Annotated in this window: 17 protein-coding genes, 2 pseudogenes and 1 other annotated feature; of the genes and pseudogenes, 5 read left to right on the top strand and 14 right to left on the bottom strand. The window is 50.8% G+C overall.

Going from position 1 to position 14,843, the window contains the following annotated elements; all coding sequences use genetic code 11:
• Nucleotides 1-121, bottom strand: a pseudogene (locus tag ACUU1M_RS03915) (recombinase family protein); the annotation flags it as partial.
• A 90-nt stretch (nucleotides 122-211) separates the two neighbouring features.
• On the opposite strand from ACUU1M_RS03915, the gene tonB reads away from it, so the two are divergent.
• Nucleotides 212-931 carry a TonB system transport protein TonB gene (gene tonB, locus ACUU1M_RS03910; protein ID WP_005074581.1) on the top strand — a complete coding sequence of 240 codons (720 nt, stop codon included), beginning with the start codon at nucleotides 212-214 and terminating at the stop codon, nucleotides 929-931.
• A gap of 39 nt (nucleotides 932-970) precedes the next feature.
• Here the strand turns inward: tonB and yciA are convergent, their stop codons facing one another.
• The 4 genes and pseudogenes from yciA to ACUU1M_RS03890 all read right to left on the bottom strand — a co-directional run.
• A complete protein-coding gene (gene yciA, locus ACUU1M_RS03905) occupies nucleotides 971-1,369 on the bottom strand; it encodes an acyl-CoA thioester hydrolase YciA (protein ID WP_000108160.1) in 399 nt (132 codons plus the stop codon).
• A gap of 104 nt (nucleotides 1,370-1,473) precedes the next feature.
• Nucleotides 1,474-2,013 carry a septation protein A gene (locus ACUU1M_RS03900; RefSeq protein ID WP_000808664.1) on the bottom strand — a complete coding sequence of 180 codons (540 nt, stop codon included), beginning with the start codon at nucleotides 2,011-2,013 and terminating at the stop codon, nucleotides 1,474-1,476.
• A gap of 29 nt (nucleotides 2,014-2,042) precedes the next feature.
• Complete coding sequence (locus ACUU1M_RS03895; RefSeq protein ID WP_000028534.1) at nucleotides 2,043-2,786, bottom strand: YciC family protein; 744 nt, start codon at nucleotides 2,784-2,786, stop codon at nucleotides 2,043-2,045.
• 27 nt (nucleotides 2,787-2,813) lie between these two features.
• Nucleotides 2,814-2,903, bottom strand: a pseudogene (locus ACUU1M_RS03890) (YkgJ family cysteine cluster protein); the annotation flags it as partial.
• A 239-nt stretch (nucleotides 2,904-3,142) separates the two neighbouring features.
• On the opposite strand from ACUU1M_RS03890, the gene ompW reads away from it, so the two are divergent.
• Entirely contained in the window at nucleotides 3,143-3,781 is a 639-nt protein-coding gene (ompW, locus tag ACUU1M_RS03885; RefSeq protein ID WP_000737226.1) for an outer membrane protein OmpW, read from the top strand.
• A 59-nt stretch (nucleotides 3,782-3,840) separates the two neighbouring features.
• Here the strand turns inward: ompW and ACUU1M_RS03880 are convergent, their stop codons facing one another.
• The 9 genes from ACUU1M_RS03880 to trpL form a co-directional block, all read right to left on the bottom strand.
• A complete protein-coding gene (locus ACUU1M_RS03880; protein ID WP_001079513.1) occupies nucleotides 3,841-4,347 on the bottom strand; it encodes a ferritin-like domain-containing protein in 507 nt (168 codons plus the stop codon).
• A gap of 45 nt (nucleotides 4,348-4,392) precedes the next feature.
• Nucleotides 4,393-4,893 (bottom strand): YciE/YciF ferroxidase family protein, encoded by a 501-nt coding sequence (locus tag ACUU1M_RS03875; RefSeq protein ID WP_001056505.1) that lies wholly within the window; start codon nucleotides 4,891-4,893, stop codon nucleotides 4,393-4,395.
• Between the two features lie 85 nt (nucleotides 4,894-4,978).
• Nucleotides 4,979-5,158, bottom strand: a complete 180-nt coding sequence (locus tag ACUU1M_RS03870; protein WP_000807651.1) for a con-10 family general stress protein — start codon at nucleotides 5,156-5,158, stop codon at nucleotides 4,979-4,981.
• A 380-nt stretch (nucleotides 5,159-5,538) separates the two neighbouring features.
• Nucleotides 5,539-6,345, bottom strand: coding sequence for a tryptophan synthase subunit alpha (gene trpA / locus ACUU1M_RS03865; protein ID WP_000443076.1), 807 nt, complete (start codon nucleotides 6,343-6,345; stop codon nucleotides 5,539-5,541).
• Entirely contained in the window at nucleotides 6,345-7,538 is a 1,194-nt protein-coding gene (trpB, locus tag ACUU1M_RS03860; RefSeq protein ID WP_000209520.1) for a tryptophan synthase subunit beta, read from the bottom strand. The genes trpA and trpB overlap by 1 nt, the downstream gene beginning before the upstream one ends.
• Nucleotides 7,539-7,549: 11 nt before the next feature.
• Nucleotides 7,550-8,911 carry a bifunctional indole-3-glycerol-phosphate synthase TrpC/phosphoribosylanthranilate isomerase TrpF gene (trpCF, locus tag ACUU1M_RS03855; protein ID WP_000983898.1) on the bottom strand — a complete coding sequence of 454 codons (1,362 nt, stop codon included), beginning with the start codon at nucleotides 8,909-8,911 and terminating at the stop codon, nucleotides 7,550-7,552.
• Nucleotides 8,912-10,507 (bottom strand): bifunctional anthranilate synthase glutamate amidotransferase component TrpG/anthranilate phosphoribosyltransferase TrpD, encoded by a 1,596-nt coding sequence (gene trpD, locus ACUU1M_RS03850; RefSeq protein ID WP_000763548.1) that lies wholly within the window; start codon nucleotides 10,505-10,507, stop codon nucleotides 8,912-8,914. It abuts the gene before it with no gap.
• Nucleotides 10,507-12,069, bottom strand: a complete 1,563-nt coding sequence (trpE, locus tag ACUU1M_RS03845; protein ID WP_001194619.1) for an anthranilate synthase component I — start codon at nucleotides 12,067-12,069, stop codon at nucleotides 10,507-10,509. Before trpE ends, trpD begins: the two co-directional genes overlap by 1 nt.
• A gap of 21 nt (nucleotides 12,070-12,090) precedes the next feature.
• Nucleotides 12,091-12,184, bottom strand: a sequence feature (Trp leader region).
• Entirely contained in the window at nucleotides 12,161-12,205 is a 45-nt protein-coding gene (gene trpL, locus ACUU1M_RS03840; RefSeq protein ID WP_001700591.1) for a trp operon leader peptide, read from the bottom strand. Its footprint overlaps the feature before it by 24 nt.
• 137 nt (nucleotides 12,206-12,342) lie before the next feature.
• Between trpL and rnm the strand changes: the two genes are divergently transcribed.
• From rnm to rluB, 3 genes are all read left to right on the top strand, one after another.
• A complete protein-coding gene (gene rnm, locus ACUU1M_RS03835) occupies nucleotides 12,343-13,224 on the top strand; it encodes an RNase RNM (protein ID WP_001285679.1) in 882 nt (293 codons plus the stop codon).
• Nucleotides 13,221-13,841, top strand: coding sequence for an L-threonylcarbamoyladenylate synthase (locus tag ACUU1M_RS03830; RefSeq protein WP_005074594.1), 621 nt, complete (start codon nucleotides 13,221-13,223; stop codon nucleotides 13,839-13,841). The genes rnm and ACUU1M_RS03830 overlap by 4 nt, the downstream gene beginning before the upstream one ends.
• 100 nt (nucleotides 13,842-13,941) lie before the next feature.
• On the top strand, nucleotides 13,942-14,814 hold the full coding sequence (rluB, locus tag ACUU1M_RS03825; protein WP_001291216.1) for a 23S rRNA pseudouridine(2605) synthase RluB: 873 nt from the start codon (nucleotides 13,942-13,944) through the stop codon (nucleotides 14,812-14,814).
• The last annotated feature ends 29 nt before the right edge of the window (nucleotides 14,815-14,843 follow it).

The following is a 14,843-nucleotide window of genomic DNA, read 5'->3' as shown; positions in this document are numbered from 1 at the left end:
GAGCATCGCCATTCTTCTTCAGCCACTGCTTGAACAGGTCGTTTTGTCGTCTGGTTGAATCTGCACCTTCAGCGCCTTGTATGGCTGAACTGTACCGAAGGTATGTAATTACGCTCCTCATGGTGATAAACTCCCATGCAATTGATTCTCATTTAAAGATAAGCTTATAACCGTTATGGCTAATGCTACAATGCCGAATAGCTACAATACAATGACCCTTGATTTACCTCGCCGCTTCCCCTGGCCGACGTTACTTTCGGTCTGCATTCATGGTGCTGTTGTGGCGGGTCTGCTCTATACCTCGGTACATCAGGTTATTGAACTACCTGCGCCTGCGCAACCAATTTCTGTCACGATGGTTGCGCCTGCTGATCTCGAACCGCCACAAGCCGTTCAGCCGCCACCGGAGCCGGTGGTAGAGCCAGAACCGGAACCTGAGCCGATCCCCGAACCGCCAAAAGAAGCACCGGTGGTCATTGAAAAGCCGAAGCCGAAACCTAAGCCAAAACCGAAGCCGGTGAAAAAGGTACAGGAGCAGCCAAAACGCGATGTCAAACCCGTAGAGTCGCGTCCGGCATCACCGTTTGAAAATACGGCACCCGCGCGCCCCACATCAAGTACGGCAACGGCTGCAACCAGCAAGCCGGTTACCAGTGTGGCTTCAGGACCACGCGCATTAAGCCGTAATCAGCCGCAGTATCCGGCACGAGCACAGGCATTGCGCATTGAAGGGCAGGTTAAAGTTAAATTTGACGTCACGCCGGATGGTCGCGTGGATAACGTACAAATCCTCTCAGCCAAGCCTGCGAACATGTTTGAGCGTGAGGTGAAAAATGCGATGCGCAGATGGCGTTATGAGCCGGGTAAGCTAGGCAGTGGGATTGTGGTGAATATCCTGTTTAAAATTAACGGCACCACCGAAATTCAGTAAGCAGAAAGTCAAAAGCCTCCGACCGGAGGCTTTTGACTATTACTCAACAGGTAAGGCGCGAGGTTTTCCTTCAGGATCAACCGCGACATACTTAAATAATGCTTCTGTCGCTTTATAGCGTTGCCCGATTGGTTCAGACGCTACTTTTTTCACCCACACTTCAATATTAATGCTGACCGATGTCGTCCCTTTCTGGACACAGCGTGCATAGCAGCACACCACATCGCCGACCGCAACCGGCCGTAAGAAAGTCATTCCTTCAACCCGCACAGTCACTACGCGACCGTGGGCAATTTCTTTTGCCAGAATAGCGCCGCCAATATCCATTTGTGACATTAACCAACCACCAAAGATGTCACCATTGGCATTGGTATCGGCGGGCATGGCTAAAGTACGTAAAACAAGATCGCCCTGAGGGACGTTATGTGTTGTAGACATGGTAAAACCGACTTAAAAGGAAAATCACAGGCGCGATGCTACTATGATTTTCCTGAGGAGAACAGAGGAGATACAGCGCCAGCCCCGAAGGACTGGCAGTCTGGTTAGGATTTATCTTCCTGCGGCATGTGGCGGTAGATATAGATACCGCTTAACAATGTGAAGATTAAGGTAAGGGCGGTCAGGCCAAAGACTTTAAAGTTGACCCAAATATTTTGCGGCAGACAGAATGCGATGTAGATGTTTGCCAGACCGCAAAGGATAAAGAAAACAGCCCAGGCCAGATTTAGCTTCGACCATACCGGTTGCGGCAGCGTGAGTTCTTTACCCAGCATCCGCTGAATTAGCGGCTTTTTCATCACCCATTGGCTGACTAACAGGGCTCCCGCAAACAGAGCATAAATGACTGTAACCTTCCATTTAATAAACTCATCATTGTGGAAGAACAGCGTCAAGCCACCGAAGACGACCACCAGAACAAAAGTGATCAGGGCCATCTTCTCAACCTTACGAAAGCGAACCCAGCTATAGATAAGCACAATCGCCGTGGCGACGATCAGCGCTGCAGTAGCCGCATAGATGTCATAAATCTTGTAAAACGCGAAAAAGACAACCAGCGGTAAAAAATCAAGAAACTGCTTCATTTTACGATACCGTAATCAAATGCTTAAGGTTATTGGCGAATCAACATATACAGGCGGAACAGATAGATGAGCAATATGGCAGAAATCAGGTTGCTCAAGGTGTTCGCCAGTACGGCACCAATTTCCGGGGTTAATGCGGCAAAAGAAGAGGCAAAAAGCAGCAACAGTGTTTTTGCCAGCAACCAGCTCAGTACTGCGGGTGCCACCAGACGCATATTCGCCCAAATCAGCCGCATACTGCTACGCATCGAGGCAAAAATGCCCATTTTGTCCTGTACCAGCATCACCGGTGCCAGGGCCAGTAAAATGGCCATGATAATTCCCGGAACGACCACCAGCATGATGCCAATCTGTACTAAAAGGGTAGTCAGAAAAATCAGAATAAATAACTTGGGCAATATCGGCGCACTGGCACCAATAGCTCGCAGCGCACTGACTCTCTGACCCGCAGACACCAGCTGGATAATTAATATTACGCCTCCGGCGAGAATGGCGTTACCGATTAATTCTGAAAAAGTGGACGCAGCTGAAGCCTGCAGCAAAATTTGTTGCTGTTCCGGTGACATATTCTGAACCAGGTCGAACAACCCACTACTGCCGCTAACGGGCACGCCGTCATTGAGCTGCGCAAGCTGTGCATCACTGGGTGAGAAAACATGCCCTAACACCACTGTGATAAACGCACATAGCAACGATACCAACAGAATGGTCATAAATTGATTACGGAAGAAATTTCCGGTGTCACGGTATACGGACTGCGCCGTGATAGACATGCACTCTCCTTGAGTTTTATGCAGGTGTTAATTAGCGGGCAATTGTACCCTGGTTAAGCCTCGGGTGGCAGCATCAGGTCTTGTATGGAAAAGCATATCTTTGTAAAGCGGAGGTAATTGCTGGCCTTCAGGCGTGGGCAAACCGCGGCAAGTGGCGATCGAGTTAATATTTGCGTAGAGAAAATATTTAAAAATTGATTTAAATCACATTAACCAGGATTCTCAATGCAACTTCTAAATTAATCCAGATCAATAAATGGTGAATTATCATATGTAATGTGATCTATGTAGGATCATTTGTTACTCCAATGTAGGTATATTCGTCACGTTTTTATAACCATAACGACGGAGCGGATATGAAAAAGTTAACAGTGGCGGCTTTGGCAGTAACAACTCTTCTTTCTGGCAGTGCCTTTGCGCATGAAGCAGGCGAATTTTTTATGCGTGCAGGTTCTGCAACCGTACGTCCAACAGAAGGTGCTGGTGGTACGTTAGGAAGTCTGGGTGGATTCAGCGTGACCAATAACACTCAACTGGGCTTGACGTTTACTTATATGGCGACCGACAACATTGGTGTGGAATTACTGGCAGCGACGCCGTTCCGCCATAAAATCGGCACCCGGGCGACCGGCGATATTGCAACCGTTCACCATCTGCCGCCAACACTGATGGCGCAGTGGTATTTTGGTGATGCCAGCAGCAAATTCCGTCCTTACGTTGGGGCCGGTATTAACTACACCACCTTCTTTGATAATGGATTTAACGATCATGGCAAAGAGGCGGGGCTTTCCGATCTCAGTCTGAAAGATTCCTGGGGAGCTGCCGGGCAGGTGGGGGTTGATTATCTGATTAACCGTGACTGGTTGGTTAACATGTCAGTGTGGTACATGGATATCGATACCACCGCCAATTATAAGCTAGGCGGTGCACAGCAACACGATAGCGTACGCCTCGATCCGTGGGTGTTTATGTTCTCAGCAGGATATCGTTTTTAATTCCGCACAAAAACGACCCCGTAATATACGGGGTCAATAAGGACATGGTATAAAGGGTATTATTTCTTCGCTTCTACGCCATCAGTTTCAGAACGAATTAAAAATTTCTCAGTTGTTTGCGGAATATGCTGAATCAGCCAGTAGGCCATTTGCTTTTCCTCATTTAAAATCGCTTCGATGATCGGAATTGAGACTGTATCACCGGCATTTTTTGCTGCTGCTAATAGTGAGGTGTAACAGGTGATTTCAAATTGCTCGAAGACATATCCGCTAATAGAGCCTTTAACTATTTCATCAGAAGGGAATATACCACCGATTGACTGCCCAAGCGCAGCCATTTTACTCATGGAATCTTTAATGACTGAACGTGAAATGTCATTACGATCAAGAATAGTTTCCAGTTGAACAATCTGGTTTTTGGTTTCACTAAGATGTTGTTCAATACGAGCGCGTAGTTCAGGATAATTATCTATACGGCTGGCCATGGATTCAAGCATAGATTCGGCTTGCTTTTCCATTGCGTGGGCGTCACGTAACCAGTCATGATAATGTTCAATACGATTCATGAAAATGTCCTCTTTATAAAATGACTAAAAGTTAAAATTCATATTTCAGGCTTTATTTTCGGCTTTCTTATTTACGTTATTAAGGGCCAGATCAGTCAGTTTGATGTCGGTGGCCTTTTCTTCTTCCAGGGTTTCTTTCAGAAGCTTCGCTGCTTTACGGTAACCTAATTGTTCGGCCAGCGTCGCTAATGTCCCGTAACTGGCAATCTCATAATGCTCGACTTTCTGTGCTGCGGCAATCAGTGCGGCATCACGCACTTCGTTTTTCTCGGTACTTTCGATGACCTCATTAGCTTCTTCAATAAGACCTTCCATTGCCACACATTTCATGCGCTTAATTTTCAGATTTGATTCTGATTCCACAACTTGATCAATTCGTTCAATCTGTCCATGAGTTTCCTCGAGGTGCGCATGAAAAGCCTGACTTAATTTTTCATTTGATGTTGCTCTTGCGAGTTTTGCCAGTGCCCGGGTTAATTGTTTTTCTGCGCTGTAGGTATCTGAAAGCAGTTGAATAAATACATCTTCAATGGTCTTCATATTCATATTTTTCTCCAGTGAAATCACTGCGAGCCATACGGCCCGCAGATGCAATTATCTTTATCAGCTGATATTAATAATTAACGGTGAATCAGGATTTGCCTGATTTATTACCACCGCTTTGTTGACCGCCTTTTTTACCCGCTTCAGATGCGCGTTGCGGATCATTTTTAAAATTACCGCCGCTATGCTGACCGCCTTTACGGCCTGCGTCGGATGCCTTCTCACGGTCTTCGGCGAAATTTCCTGAACCACCACGATGTTCGGCCATGTTATTTCTCCCGTTGCGTTGCATTGTTTCATTAATATGAGTGTTGTGTGTCGACACTCATTAAAATTAGTCGCTAATGAGAATTAGTCAAATTAAGCGCAACGAGAAGATAGAGGGAAAATATATTTTGAGGAACATTCTGGATATATTAACAATTACCTGAGGAATAAGTGACTTAGAGAAAATTATTGATTTTACTGGTGTTATGTTGCGGGATTAATTTGTTTGATTATATTACTGTTGGGCGGAAAAATGACGTAAGTTGACGTTCGACCGGGGTAAGCGAAACGGTAAAAAGATAAATATTAAATGAATTTAGGATTTTTCCGGCTTCATTAAAGAAAGTTAAAATGCCGCCAGCGGAACTGGCGGCTGTGGGATTAACTGCGCGTCGCCGCTTTCATCGGTTGTACAAAAACTTTCAGTGCCGCCAGCATTTTCTCTGGCTCATTAATATGTTGCTCGATGATTTTAACAATGGCCGAACCAGAAATCGCGCCCGCAGCTCCTGCATCAATCGCTGCTTTTACCTGATCCGGGGCGGAAATACCAAACCCCTGCAATGGAGGTGCAGCGTTGTACTCTTTCAGCTTCGCAACCAGATGATTGAGGGGTAACGCGGCGCGGTTTTCTGCGCTGGTCACGCCCGCTCGTGACAGCAAATATGTGTAACCACGACCGTAAGAGGCTATCTGGCGCAGCAGGTCGTCATCGGCATTTGGCGGGCAGATGAAGATAGGTGCGACATTATGGCGCAACGCGGCCTGGCGGAAGGGTGCGGACTCTTCAACTGGCACATCGGCAACCAGCACCGAATCGACGCCGACTTTCTCGCACTGGGCATAAAACTCATCAATGCCTTTGTTAAACACCAGATTGGCATACATCAACAGGCCAATGGGAATGGTCGGGTGTTTCTGGCGAATCAGTGCCAGCATTTCAAAACATTGTGCCGGAGTCACACCTGCCGCAAAGGCGCGCAGAGTGGCGTTTTGAATGGTCGGGCCATCCGCCAGTGGGTCGGAGAAGGGGATACCTAACTCCAGCGCGTCAGCACCGGCTTCAATTAGCGTATCGATAATTTTCAATGACTGCTCAATGCCCGGATCACCGAGCGTGACGAAAGGAACGAATGCGCCTTCTTTGCGCTCCTTCAACTGGGCAAACAGAGATTCGTAGCGTTCCATCAGATTTCCCCTCGTGCTTTCAAAATATCGTGAACGGTGAAGATGTCTTTATCGCCGCGACCGGAAAGGTTAACCACCAGTAGCTGCTCTTTATCCGGGTTTTCGCGCATCATTTTCAGCGCATGGGCCAGGGCGTGGGAGGATTCCAGCGCCGGGATGATCCCTTCGTGCAGGCACAGCGTTTTGAAGGCTTCAAGGGCTTCATCATCGGTAATAGACACGTAATCAGCGCGTCCAGTGCTGTTAAGATACGCGTGTTGTGGGCCGACAGACGGGAAATCCAGTCCGGCGGAGATGGAGTAAGATTCTTCAATCTGCCCGTCTTCGGTTTGCATCATCGGCGCTTTCATACCGAAATAAATGCCCACGCGACCATGTTTTAGCGGTGCGCCGTGCTCGCCAGTTTCGATACCGTGACCACCAGGCTCCACACCAATCAGGCCGACGTTGGTTTCATTGATGAAATCAGCAAACATGCCGATGGCATTCGAACCGCCGCCAACACAGGCGATAACGGCATCCGGCAGGCGACCTTCTCTTTCCAGAATCTGCGCTTTGGTTTCTTCGCCAATCATCCGCTGAAACTCACGGACAATGGTCGGATAAGGATGCGGGCCAGCCGCGGTGCCCAGCATATAGTGCGCGGTTTCATAACTGCCGGACCAGTCGCGTAGCGCCTCATTACAGGCATCTTTCAGCGTGGCGGAACCGCTATGTACCGGGATCACTTCCGCACCCATTAAGCGCATACGAAAAACGTTAGGCGACTGGCGTTCAACGTCTTTGGCACCCATATAAATACGGCATTTCAGGCCGAGCAGGGCGCTGGCAAGGGCCGACGCCACGCCATGCTGACCGGCCCCGGTTTCGGCGATGATTTCGGTTTTACCCATCCGCTTCGCCAGCAACGCCTGCCCCAGCACCTGGTTGGTTTTATGTGCGCCGCCGTGCAGCAAATCTTCACGCTTGAGATACAGCGTGGTGTTCGTCCCGGCTGTAATGTTCTGGCATTTGGTCAGTGCGGTTGGACGCCCGGCATAGTTTTTCAGCAGGTCGTTGAACTGGGCTTGAAATTCAGGATCTTTTTGCGCGCTGACAAAAGCTTCTTCCAGCTGGCGCAGAGCAGGCATCAGGATTTGTGGCACGTACATGCCGCCAAACTCACCAAAATAGGGGTTAAGTAATGTTGTCATTGTTCCTTTCCTTAATATGCGCGCAGCGTCTGGAAAACCGAGGCCAAAAGACGTGCGTCTTTGATGCCCGGTTGCGACTCTACAGCAGAATTAAAATCAAGTCCGGCGCAGCCGGTTTGTGCCGCTTCCACGCAGTTATCTGCGCCTAAGCCCCCCGCCAGCAGAACGTTGCCAAGCGATTGACCATTTAATAGTGACCAGTCAAAACGTTGCCCGCTTCCACCCTGGCCGTTGTCTAAAACATATTTATCAACGTGCTGAAACTCGCGGGCGGGCAGGGTTTCACCGACGCTTAATGCTTTCCAGATGGCAACATGTGCTGGCAGAGCTTCACGCAGCGTATCGATATACAGCTGATCTTCATTACCATGCAGTTGCACTGCCGCCAACGATAACACCTTAGCTTTGTCCACCACATCGGCAATATCGTGATTGCGGAACACGCCAACATACTGCAACGGTGCCGCAGCCATCACTTCCTGCGCCTGTTCAACGTTGACGCAACGCGGTGATGTCGCACCAAAAATCAACCCACCGTAAATCGCGCCCGCGTCATAAGCTGCTTTAGCATCTTGCCCACGCGTCAGGCCACATACTTTATTCTCACCCAGCAACACCCGGCGCACGGCGGCGTGCAAATCGTCATGGGCCATCAACGCCGAACCAATCAGAAAACCGTTAGCGAAGTGGCTTAACTCGCGCACCTGAGCGTAAGTATTGATGCCGGATTCGCTGATTACCGTTACGTTGTGCCCCAGTTTCGGCGCAAGCTCGCGGGTACGGTTGAGATCAATCGACAAATCACGCAGATCGCGGTTGTTGATGCCAACGACCTTTGCCCCTAATGCAATGGCGCGCTCCAGTTCCTCTTCATTACTGACTTCGGTCAGCACCCCCATCTCCAGACTGTGAGCGACGGCTGCAAGCTGGCGATATTGGTCGTCATCCAGTACTGAAAGCATTAATAAGCAGGCATCGGCCTGGTAATAGCGCGCCAGATAGATCTGGTAAGGGTCGATAATGAAGTCTTTACATAAAATCGGCTGCGGGGCGATTTGGCTGACGATGGGGAGGAAATCAAAGCTCCCCTGAAAATATTTCTCATCAGTCAGCACCGAAATTGCCGAAGCGTAATGTTTATAAATGGCGGCAATGCGTGCTGGATCGAAATCATCACGGATCACGCCTTTTGACGGCGACGCTTTTTTACACTCCAGAATAAACGCCGTGCGTGCACCCTGTAGCGCATCATAAAAATGTCGTGTGCTCGGCTGAACCTCATTCTGAAAACTGGCCAGCGGTTGCTGCTGTTTGCGGGTTTCTACCCAAATCGCCTTGTCTGCGACGATTTTCGCTAAAACGGTTTGCATCATTTACCCTCGTGCCGCCAGCGCGGTAACTCTGTCGTAAGCGGAACCACTGCGCAGTACCTCAAGAACGGTTTGCGCATTGGCTTGCAGATCTTCATGGCCATGCAGGCGCATTAACATGGCGACGTTCGCAGCGACGGCTGCTTCATGGGCGGCGTCGCCTTTACCTTGTAACAAGCGTGTTAAAATGTCACGGTTTTCTTCAGGTGTTCCGCCTGCCAGTTGCTCCTGGTGGTAGGGAGTCAGGCCAAAATCTTCAGCGGTCAATTGATAGCTCTTAATTTTGCCGTCATGCAGCTCGGCAACGATTGTCGGCGCGTGTAATGAAACTTCATCCATCCCGCCGCTGTGCACCACCGCCGCGCGTTGATACCCCAGCACGCGCAAGGTTTCGGCAATCGGCAGCACCAGTTCCGGACTATAAACACCAATTAACGCCAGCGGCGGATGCGCCGGGTTAATCAATGGCCCCAGCACATTGAACAGGGTGCGGGTTTTCAGTTGCTGGCGAACCGGCATCGCGTGGCGGAATCCGGTGTGATATTTCGGCGCAAAGAGGAAACATACGCCTAACTCGTCCAGCGCCTGGCGCGATTTATTGGCGTTCATATCAAGATTAATACCGAATGCCGCCAGCAGATCCGACGAGCCGGATTTACTGGAGACGCTGCGGTTACCGTGTTTCGCCACTTTCAGCCCACAGGCCGCGGCGACAAACGCACTGGCGGTAGAAATATTGATACTGTTGCTGCCGTCACCGCCAGTACCGACGATATCAGCAAACAGATAATCCGGGCGCGGGAACGGCGCTGCGTTTTCCAGTAGCGCGGTTGCTGCCCCGGCGATCTCGTTCGGGTGCTCACCGCGAATTTTCATGCTCACCAGCGCCGCCGCCAGTTGTTCCGGCTTCAGCTCGCCACGCACCACCGCTGAAAACAGCTGGTGGCTTTCTTGTTGGCTAAGCGTCTGCGCCTGATACAGTTTTTCCAGAATCGGTTGCAGCGTGTTGGCTGGCTCTAGTTTCTGCTGCGCCCAGGCCAGCGTTTGTTCCAGCAGGCGAGCGCCCTGGGTGGTGAGAATGGATTCCGGATGGAACTGGAATCCACAAACGCGATCCGCATCGTGACGTACTGCCATCACCATGCCATTAAAATGGGCGTTGATGGTTAAACCGGCCGGAATGTTACTGCCAACCAGCGAGTGATAACGCGCCACCGGCAGCGGGTTTGTTAATCCGGCAAACATCGCCTGACCGTCATGTTCAATGCTCGACGCTTTACCGTGAAGAATTTTGCCCGCCTGACCGACATAGCCCCCGTAAGCTTCGACAATTGCCTGATGTCCGAGGCAAATGCCAATAATGGGCAGCTTGCCACGCAAGCGGGTGAGGAGTTCCGGCATACAACCGGCTTCGCTCGGCACACCGGGGCCAGGAGAAAGCATCAGTACCGGATTGCTCATCGTCGCTAGGCGTTCAATTAAGGTCTGCGCCGGAATATGGTTGCGGTAAATCACCACGTTATGACCATTGCTGCGCAACTGATCTGCCAGGTTGTACGTAAAAGAGTCGATATTATCGAGCAGCAGAATGTCAGCCATCAGAAAGTCTCCTGTGCATGATGCGCGGTGGCAATAGCGCGCAGTACAGCGCGGGCTTTGTTACGGGTTTCGTCGGCTTCCGACTGCGGAACAGAATCAAGGACTACACCAGCACCCGCTTGCACGGTGGCGATACCGTTTTCCACCAGCGCCGAGCGGATCACAATGCAGGTGTCGAGATCGCCATGCGCGGTGAAATAACCTACCGCGCCGCCGTAGCTGCCGCGGCGACGACCTTCCGCCTCGGCAATTAACTGCATAGCGCGTACTTTCGGCGCACCGCTTAACGTCCCCATATTCATACAGGCGCGATAAGCGTGCAGGGCGTCAAGATCGTGACGCAGTTCGCCGACTACGCGAGAGACGAGGTGCATCACATAGGAATAACGGTCAACTTTGGTGAGATCGGCGACGTAGCGGCTGCCAGGGGTGCAAATGCGTGCCAGATCATTACGGGCGAGATCAACCAGCATCAGATGTTCAGACAGCTCTTTATGGTCAGTACGCATTTCCAGTTCAATACGGCTGTCGAGATCTCTGTCCAGTGAACCATCGGCGCGACGACCGCGTGGGCGTGTTCCGGCAATCGGGTAGATCTCAATCTGGCGGCTGGTGGCATCATACTTGAGCGAGCTTTCCGGCGACGCGCCAAATAGGGTGAAATCATTATCCTGCATAAAAAACATGTACGGGCTGGGATTACTCTTTTTCAGCACGTAATAGGCCGCCAGCGGTGACGGGCAGGGCAGAGAGAAACGGCGAGATGGCACCACCTGGAAAATTTCTCCAGCGCGAATCGCTTTTTGCAACAAACGCACTACGCCACCGAACTCTTCATCGCTCTGATTACATTCACAACGCATATGCGGCACGGAAACCACTGGCAGCGGCGGCGCGGCTTCGGTCAGTTGCTGACGTAGTTCGTTCAGGTGAGCAGTGAGACGTTGTTTTTCTTCTTCATTCGGAGCAAACAGGCTGGCCTGAATACGGGTGCTTTTTTTCTGATGGTCAATCACCATCAGCGTTTCAGCGAGATAAAAACAGAAATCAGGGCAGTTATTTTCCGCTGACAGTTGCGGTAAATCTTCAAATCCTGCCACAAGGCCATAAGAGAACAGGCCGCCGAAGAACATTGCTTCTCGTTCTTCCTTCGGTACATTCAACAGATTCTGCAATAAACGGAAAGCGTCAAAAACCGAAAGGGAGCATAAGCGGGTGTCTTCATCCAGCAGTGGACTGACAGGGGGGAAGCGCAGCACACGGCAGTTTGGTGATTGTTCACTTTCCACACCCGCAGGCAGGGCGTTATCCAGTAGTGCCAGCAGGGCTTCGCCATTGCCGGAAAGTGCCTGAATTGTGACGGTGTCACCTAATGCTGTAATGCGCAGCGCACTGTCTATCAGCAGCAGGCTTTTTAAATCATCTTTGCTGTCGATATCTGCGGATTCCAGCAGCAGCGTTGCCGGACGATTCCCACACAACTGGTGAAAAAGCGCAGTCGGGTTGTCGCGATAAGCGCCTTCGCAGGTTAGCAGTTCGAGAGTCGGTTTTTGTGTTTGCATTGTTATTCTCTAATTTTGTTCAAAAAAAAGCCCGCTCATTAGGCGGGCTGGGTATCTGATTGCTTTACGCATGGTGAATACACTGCCCGTTTCAGGAAGTGCGCCACCAACCTTTCAGTACGAAAATTGCTTTCATTGTCGATACCCTTTTTACGTGAACTTGCGTACTAGTCAACTGGTTTGATGATTAATTGTCAACAGCTCATTTCAGAATATTTGCCAGACCCGTTATGATGTCGGCGCAAAAAACATTATCCAGAACGGGAGTGCGCCTTGAGCGACACGAATTATGCAGTGATTTACGACCTGCACAGCCATACCACAGCTTCCGATGGCTGCCTGACGCCAGAAGCATTGGTGCACCGTGCAGTCGAGATGCGCGTCGGCACCCTGGCGATCACCGACCATGACACCACAGCTGCAATCGCGCCAGCAAGAGAGGAAATTTCACGTTCGGGACTGGCGCTGAATCTTATTCCCGGCGTGGAAATTTCCACGGTCTGGGAAAATCATGAAATTCATATTGTCGGGCTGAATATTGATATTACTCATCCGCTAATGTGTGAGTTCCTCGCGCAGCAGACAGAACGGCGCAATCAGCGGGCGCAGCAAATTGCCGAAAGACTTGAAAAAGCGCAAATACCTGGGGCGCTGGAAGGCGCACAACGACTGGCGCAGGGCGGCGCAGTGACGCGCGGTCATTTTGCGCGTTTCCTTGTGGAGTGCGGCAAAGCCAGTTCAATGGCAGATGTCTTTAAAAAGTATCTGGCGCGCGGGAAAACCGGATACGTTCCGCCACAGTGGTGTACAATAGAACAAGCTATTGATGTCATTCATCATTCTGGCGGTAAGGCGGTGCTAGCTCATCCTGGGCGGTACAATCTTAGTGCTAAATGGCTGAAAAGATTGGTTGCGCATTTTGCCGAACACCACGGCGACGCGATGGAAGTCGCGCAGTGCCAGCAATCGCCCAATGAACGCACCCTGCTGGCCACACTTGCGCGTCAGCATCATTTATGGGCATCACAAGGATCTGATTTTCATCAGCCATGCCCGTGGATCGAACTGGGTCGTAAACTCTGGCTGCCCGCAGGCGTTGAAGGCGTCTGGCAGCTATGGGAACAGCCGCAGAACACCACAGAGAGGGAATTATGAGCCAGTTTTTTTATATTCATCCTGATAACCCGCAGCAACGTCTGATCAACCAGGCGGTGGAGATCGTGCGTAAAGGCGGGGTGATTGTCTATCCAACTGATTCCGGCTATGCGCTCGGCTGTAAAGTTGAAGATAAAAACGCCATGGAGCGTATTTGTCGTATTCGCCAGCTGCCGGACGGTCACAACTTTACCCTGATGTGTCGCGATCTTTCTGAACTCTCGACCTATTCATTCGTGGATAACGTTGCGTTTCGTTTGATGAAAAACAACACGCCGGGCAGCTATACCTTCATCCTGAAGGGGACGAAGGAAGTGCCACGCCGTCTGTTGCAGGAGAAACGCAAAACCATCGGTATGCGTGTGCCTTCTAACCCGATTGCGCAGGCGTTGCTTGAAGCACTGGGCGAACCGATGCTTTCCACTTCGCTAATGCTGCCAGGCAGCGAATTTACCGAATCCGATCCCGAAGAAATTAAAGACCGTCTGGAAAAACAGGTAGATTTGATTATTCACGGCGGCTATCTCGGGCAGAAACCAACAACGGTTATTGATCTTACCGATGATACGCCGGTCGTGGTGCGTGAAGGCGTAGGTGATGTGAAGCCTTTCTTATAAGTGCGTAACTCTGTATACTACGCGGCCTTAAAATGGCGCTATACGGAGCCATTGATTCTCCTGTTCGACGCCTGTGAAGGCGACACCAAAAGGAAGCTCTATGAGCGAAAAATTACAGAAAGTGCTGGCCCGCGCTGGCCACGGCTCCCGCCGTGAAATCGAATCTATTATTGAAGCCGGTCGTGTGAGTGTTGATGGCAAAATTGCTAAACTCGGCGATCGCGTTGAAGTTACCCCTGGGCTGAAAATTCGTATCGATGGTCATCTGATTTCGGTACGTGAGTCCGCTGAACAAATTTGTCGCGTTCTGGCCTATTACAAACCGGAAGGTGAGTTGTGTACCCGTAACGATCCGGAAGGGCGTCCGACGGTGTTTGACCGTCTGCCAAAGCTGCGTGGCGCACGCTGGATTGCCGTAGGTCGTCTGGACGTTAACACCTGTGGTCTGCTGCTGTTCACCACCGATGGTGAACTGGCAAACCGTTTAATGCATCCAAGCCGTGAAGTTGAACGTGAATACGCCGTGCGTGTATTTGGTCAGGTTGACGACGCGAAACTGCGTGATTTGAGTCGTGGCGTGCAACTGGAAGATGGTCCGGCAGCTTTTAAAACCATCAAGTTCAGCGGCGGCGAAGGGATCAACCAGTGGTACAACGTGACTCTGACCGAAGGCCGTAACCGTGAAGTTCGTCGTCTGTGGGAAGCGGTTGGTGTGCAGGTGAGCCGCCTGATCCGTGTTCGTTACGGTGATATCCCACTGCCAAAAGGTCTGCCACGCGGTGGCTGGACGGAGCTGGACCTCGCCCAGACTAACTATCTGCGCGAACTGGTGGAGCTTCCGCCAGAAACCAGCTCTAAAGTCGCTGTAGAAAAAGACCGTCGTCGCATGAAGGCTAATCAGATTCGTCGTGCGGTGAAACGTCACAGTCAGGTGAGCGGCGGTCGTCGTTCTGGCGGGCGTAATAACGGTTAATCAAAGTATGCCGGACGTCATATCCGGCA

This window comes from Shigella sp. SIG6 (assembly GCF_053555815.1).
Note: the sequence above shows the minus strand (reverse complement) of the source record. Positions and strands in the feature narration are given on the sequence as shown.

Coding starts and splice junctions, on each gene's coding strand:
- ACUU1M_RS03895 (WP_000028534.1), bottom strand. CDS start 2,786: ATGTCTATCACGGCGCAGTCCGTATACCGTGACACCGGAAATTTCTTC.
- trpA (WP_000443076.1), bottom strand. CDS start 6,345: ATGGAACGCTACGAATCTCTGTTTGCCCAGTTGAAGGAGCGCAAAGAA.
- ACUU1M_RS03870 (WP_000807651.1), bottom strand. CDS start 5,158: ATGGCCGAACATCGTGGTGGTTCAGGAAATTTCGCCGAAGACCGTGAG.
- ACUU1M_RS03900 (WP_000808664.1), bottom strand. CDS start 2,013: ATGAAGCAGTTTCTTGATTTTTTACCGCTGGTTGTCTTTTTCGCGTTT.
- ACUU1M_RS03830 (WP_005074594.1), top strand. CDS start 13,221: ATGAGCCAGTTTTTTTATATTCATCCTGATAACCCGCAGCAACGTCTG.
- yciA (WP_000108160.1), bottom strand. CDS start 1,369: ATGTCTACAACACATAACGTCCCTCAGGGCGATCTTGTTTTACGTACT.
- trpE (WP_001194619.1), bottom strand. CDS start 12,069: ATGCAAACACAAAAACCGACTCTCGAACTGCTAACCTGCGAAGGCGCT.
- rluB (WP_001291216.1), top strand. CDS start 13,942: ATGAGCGAAAAATTACAGAAAGTGCTGGCCCGCGCTGGCCACGGCTCC.
- trpD (WP_000763548.1), bottom strand. CDS start 10,507: ATGGCTGACATTCTGCTGCTCGATAATATCGACTCTTTTACGTACAAC.
- ompW (WP_000737226.1), top strand. CDS start 3,143: ATGAAAAAGTTAACAGTGGCGGCTTTGGCAGTAACAACTCTTCTTTCT.
- ACUU1M_RS03875 (WP_001056505.1), bottom strand. CDS start 4,893: ATGAATATGAAGACCATTGAAGATGTATTTATTCAACTGCTTTCAGAT.
- tonB (WP_005074581.1), top strand. CDS start 212: ATGACCCTTGATTTACCTCGCCGCTTCCCCTGGCCGACGTTACTTTCG.
- trpB (WP_000209520.1), bottom strand. CDS start 7,538: ATGACAACATTACTTAACCCCTATTTTGGTGAGTTTGGCGGCATGTAC.
- trpCF (WP_000983898.1), bottom strand. CDS start 8,911: ATGATGCAAACCGTTTTAGCGAAAATCGTCGCAGACAAGGCGATTTGG.
- ACUU1M_RS03880 (WP_001079513.1), bottom strand. CDS start 4,347: ATGAATCGTATTGAACATTATCATGACTGGTTACGTGACGCCCACGCA.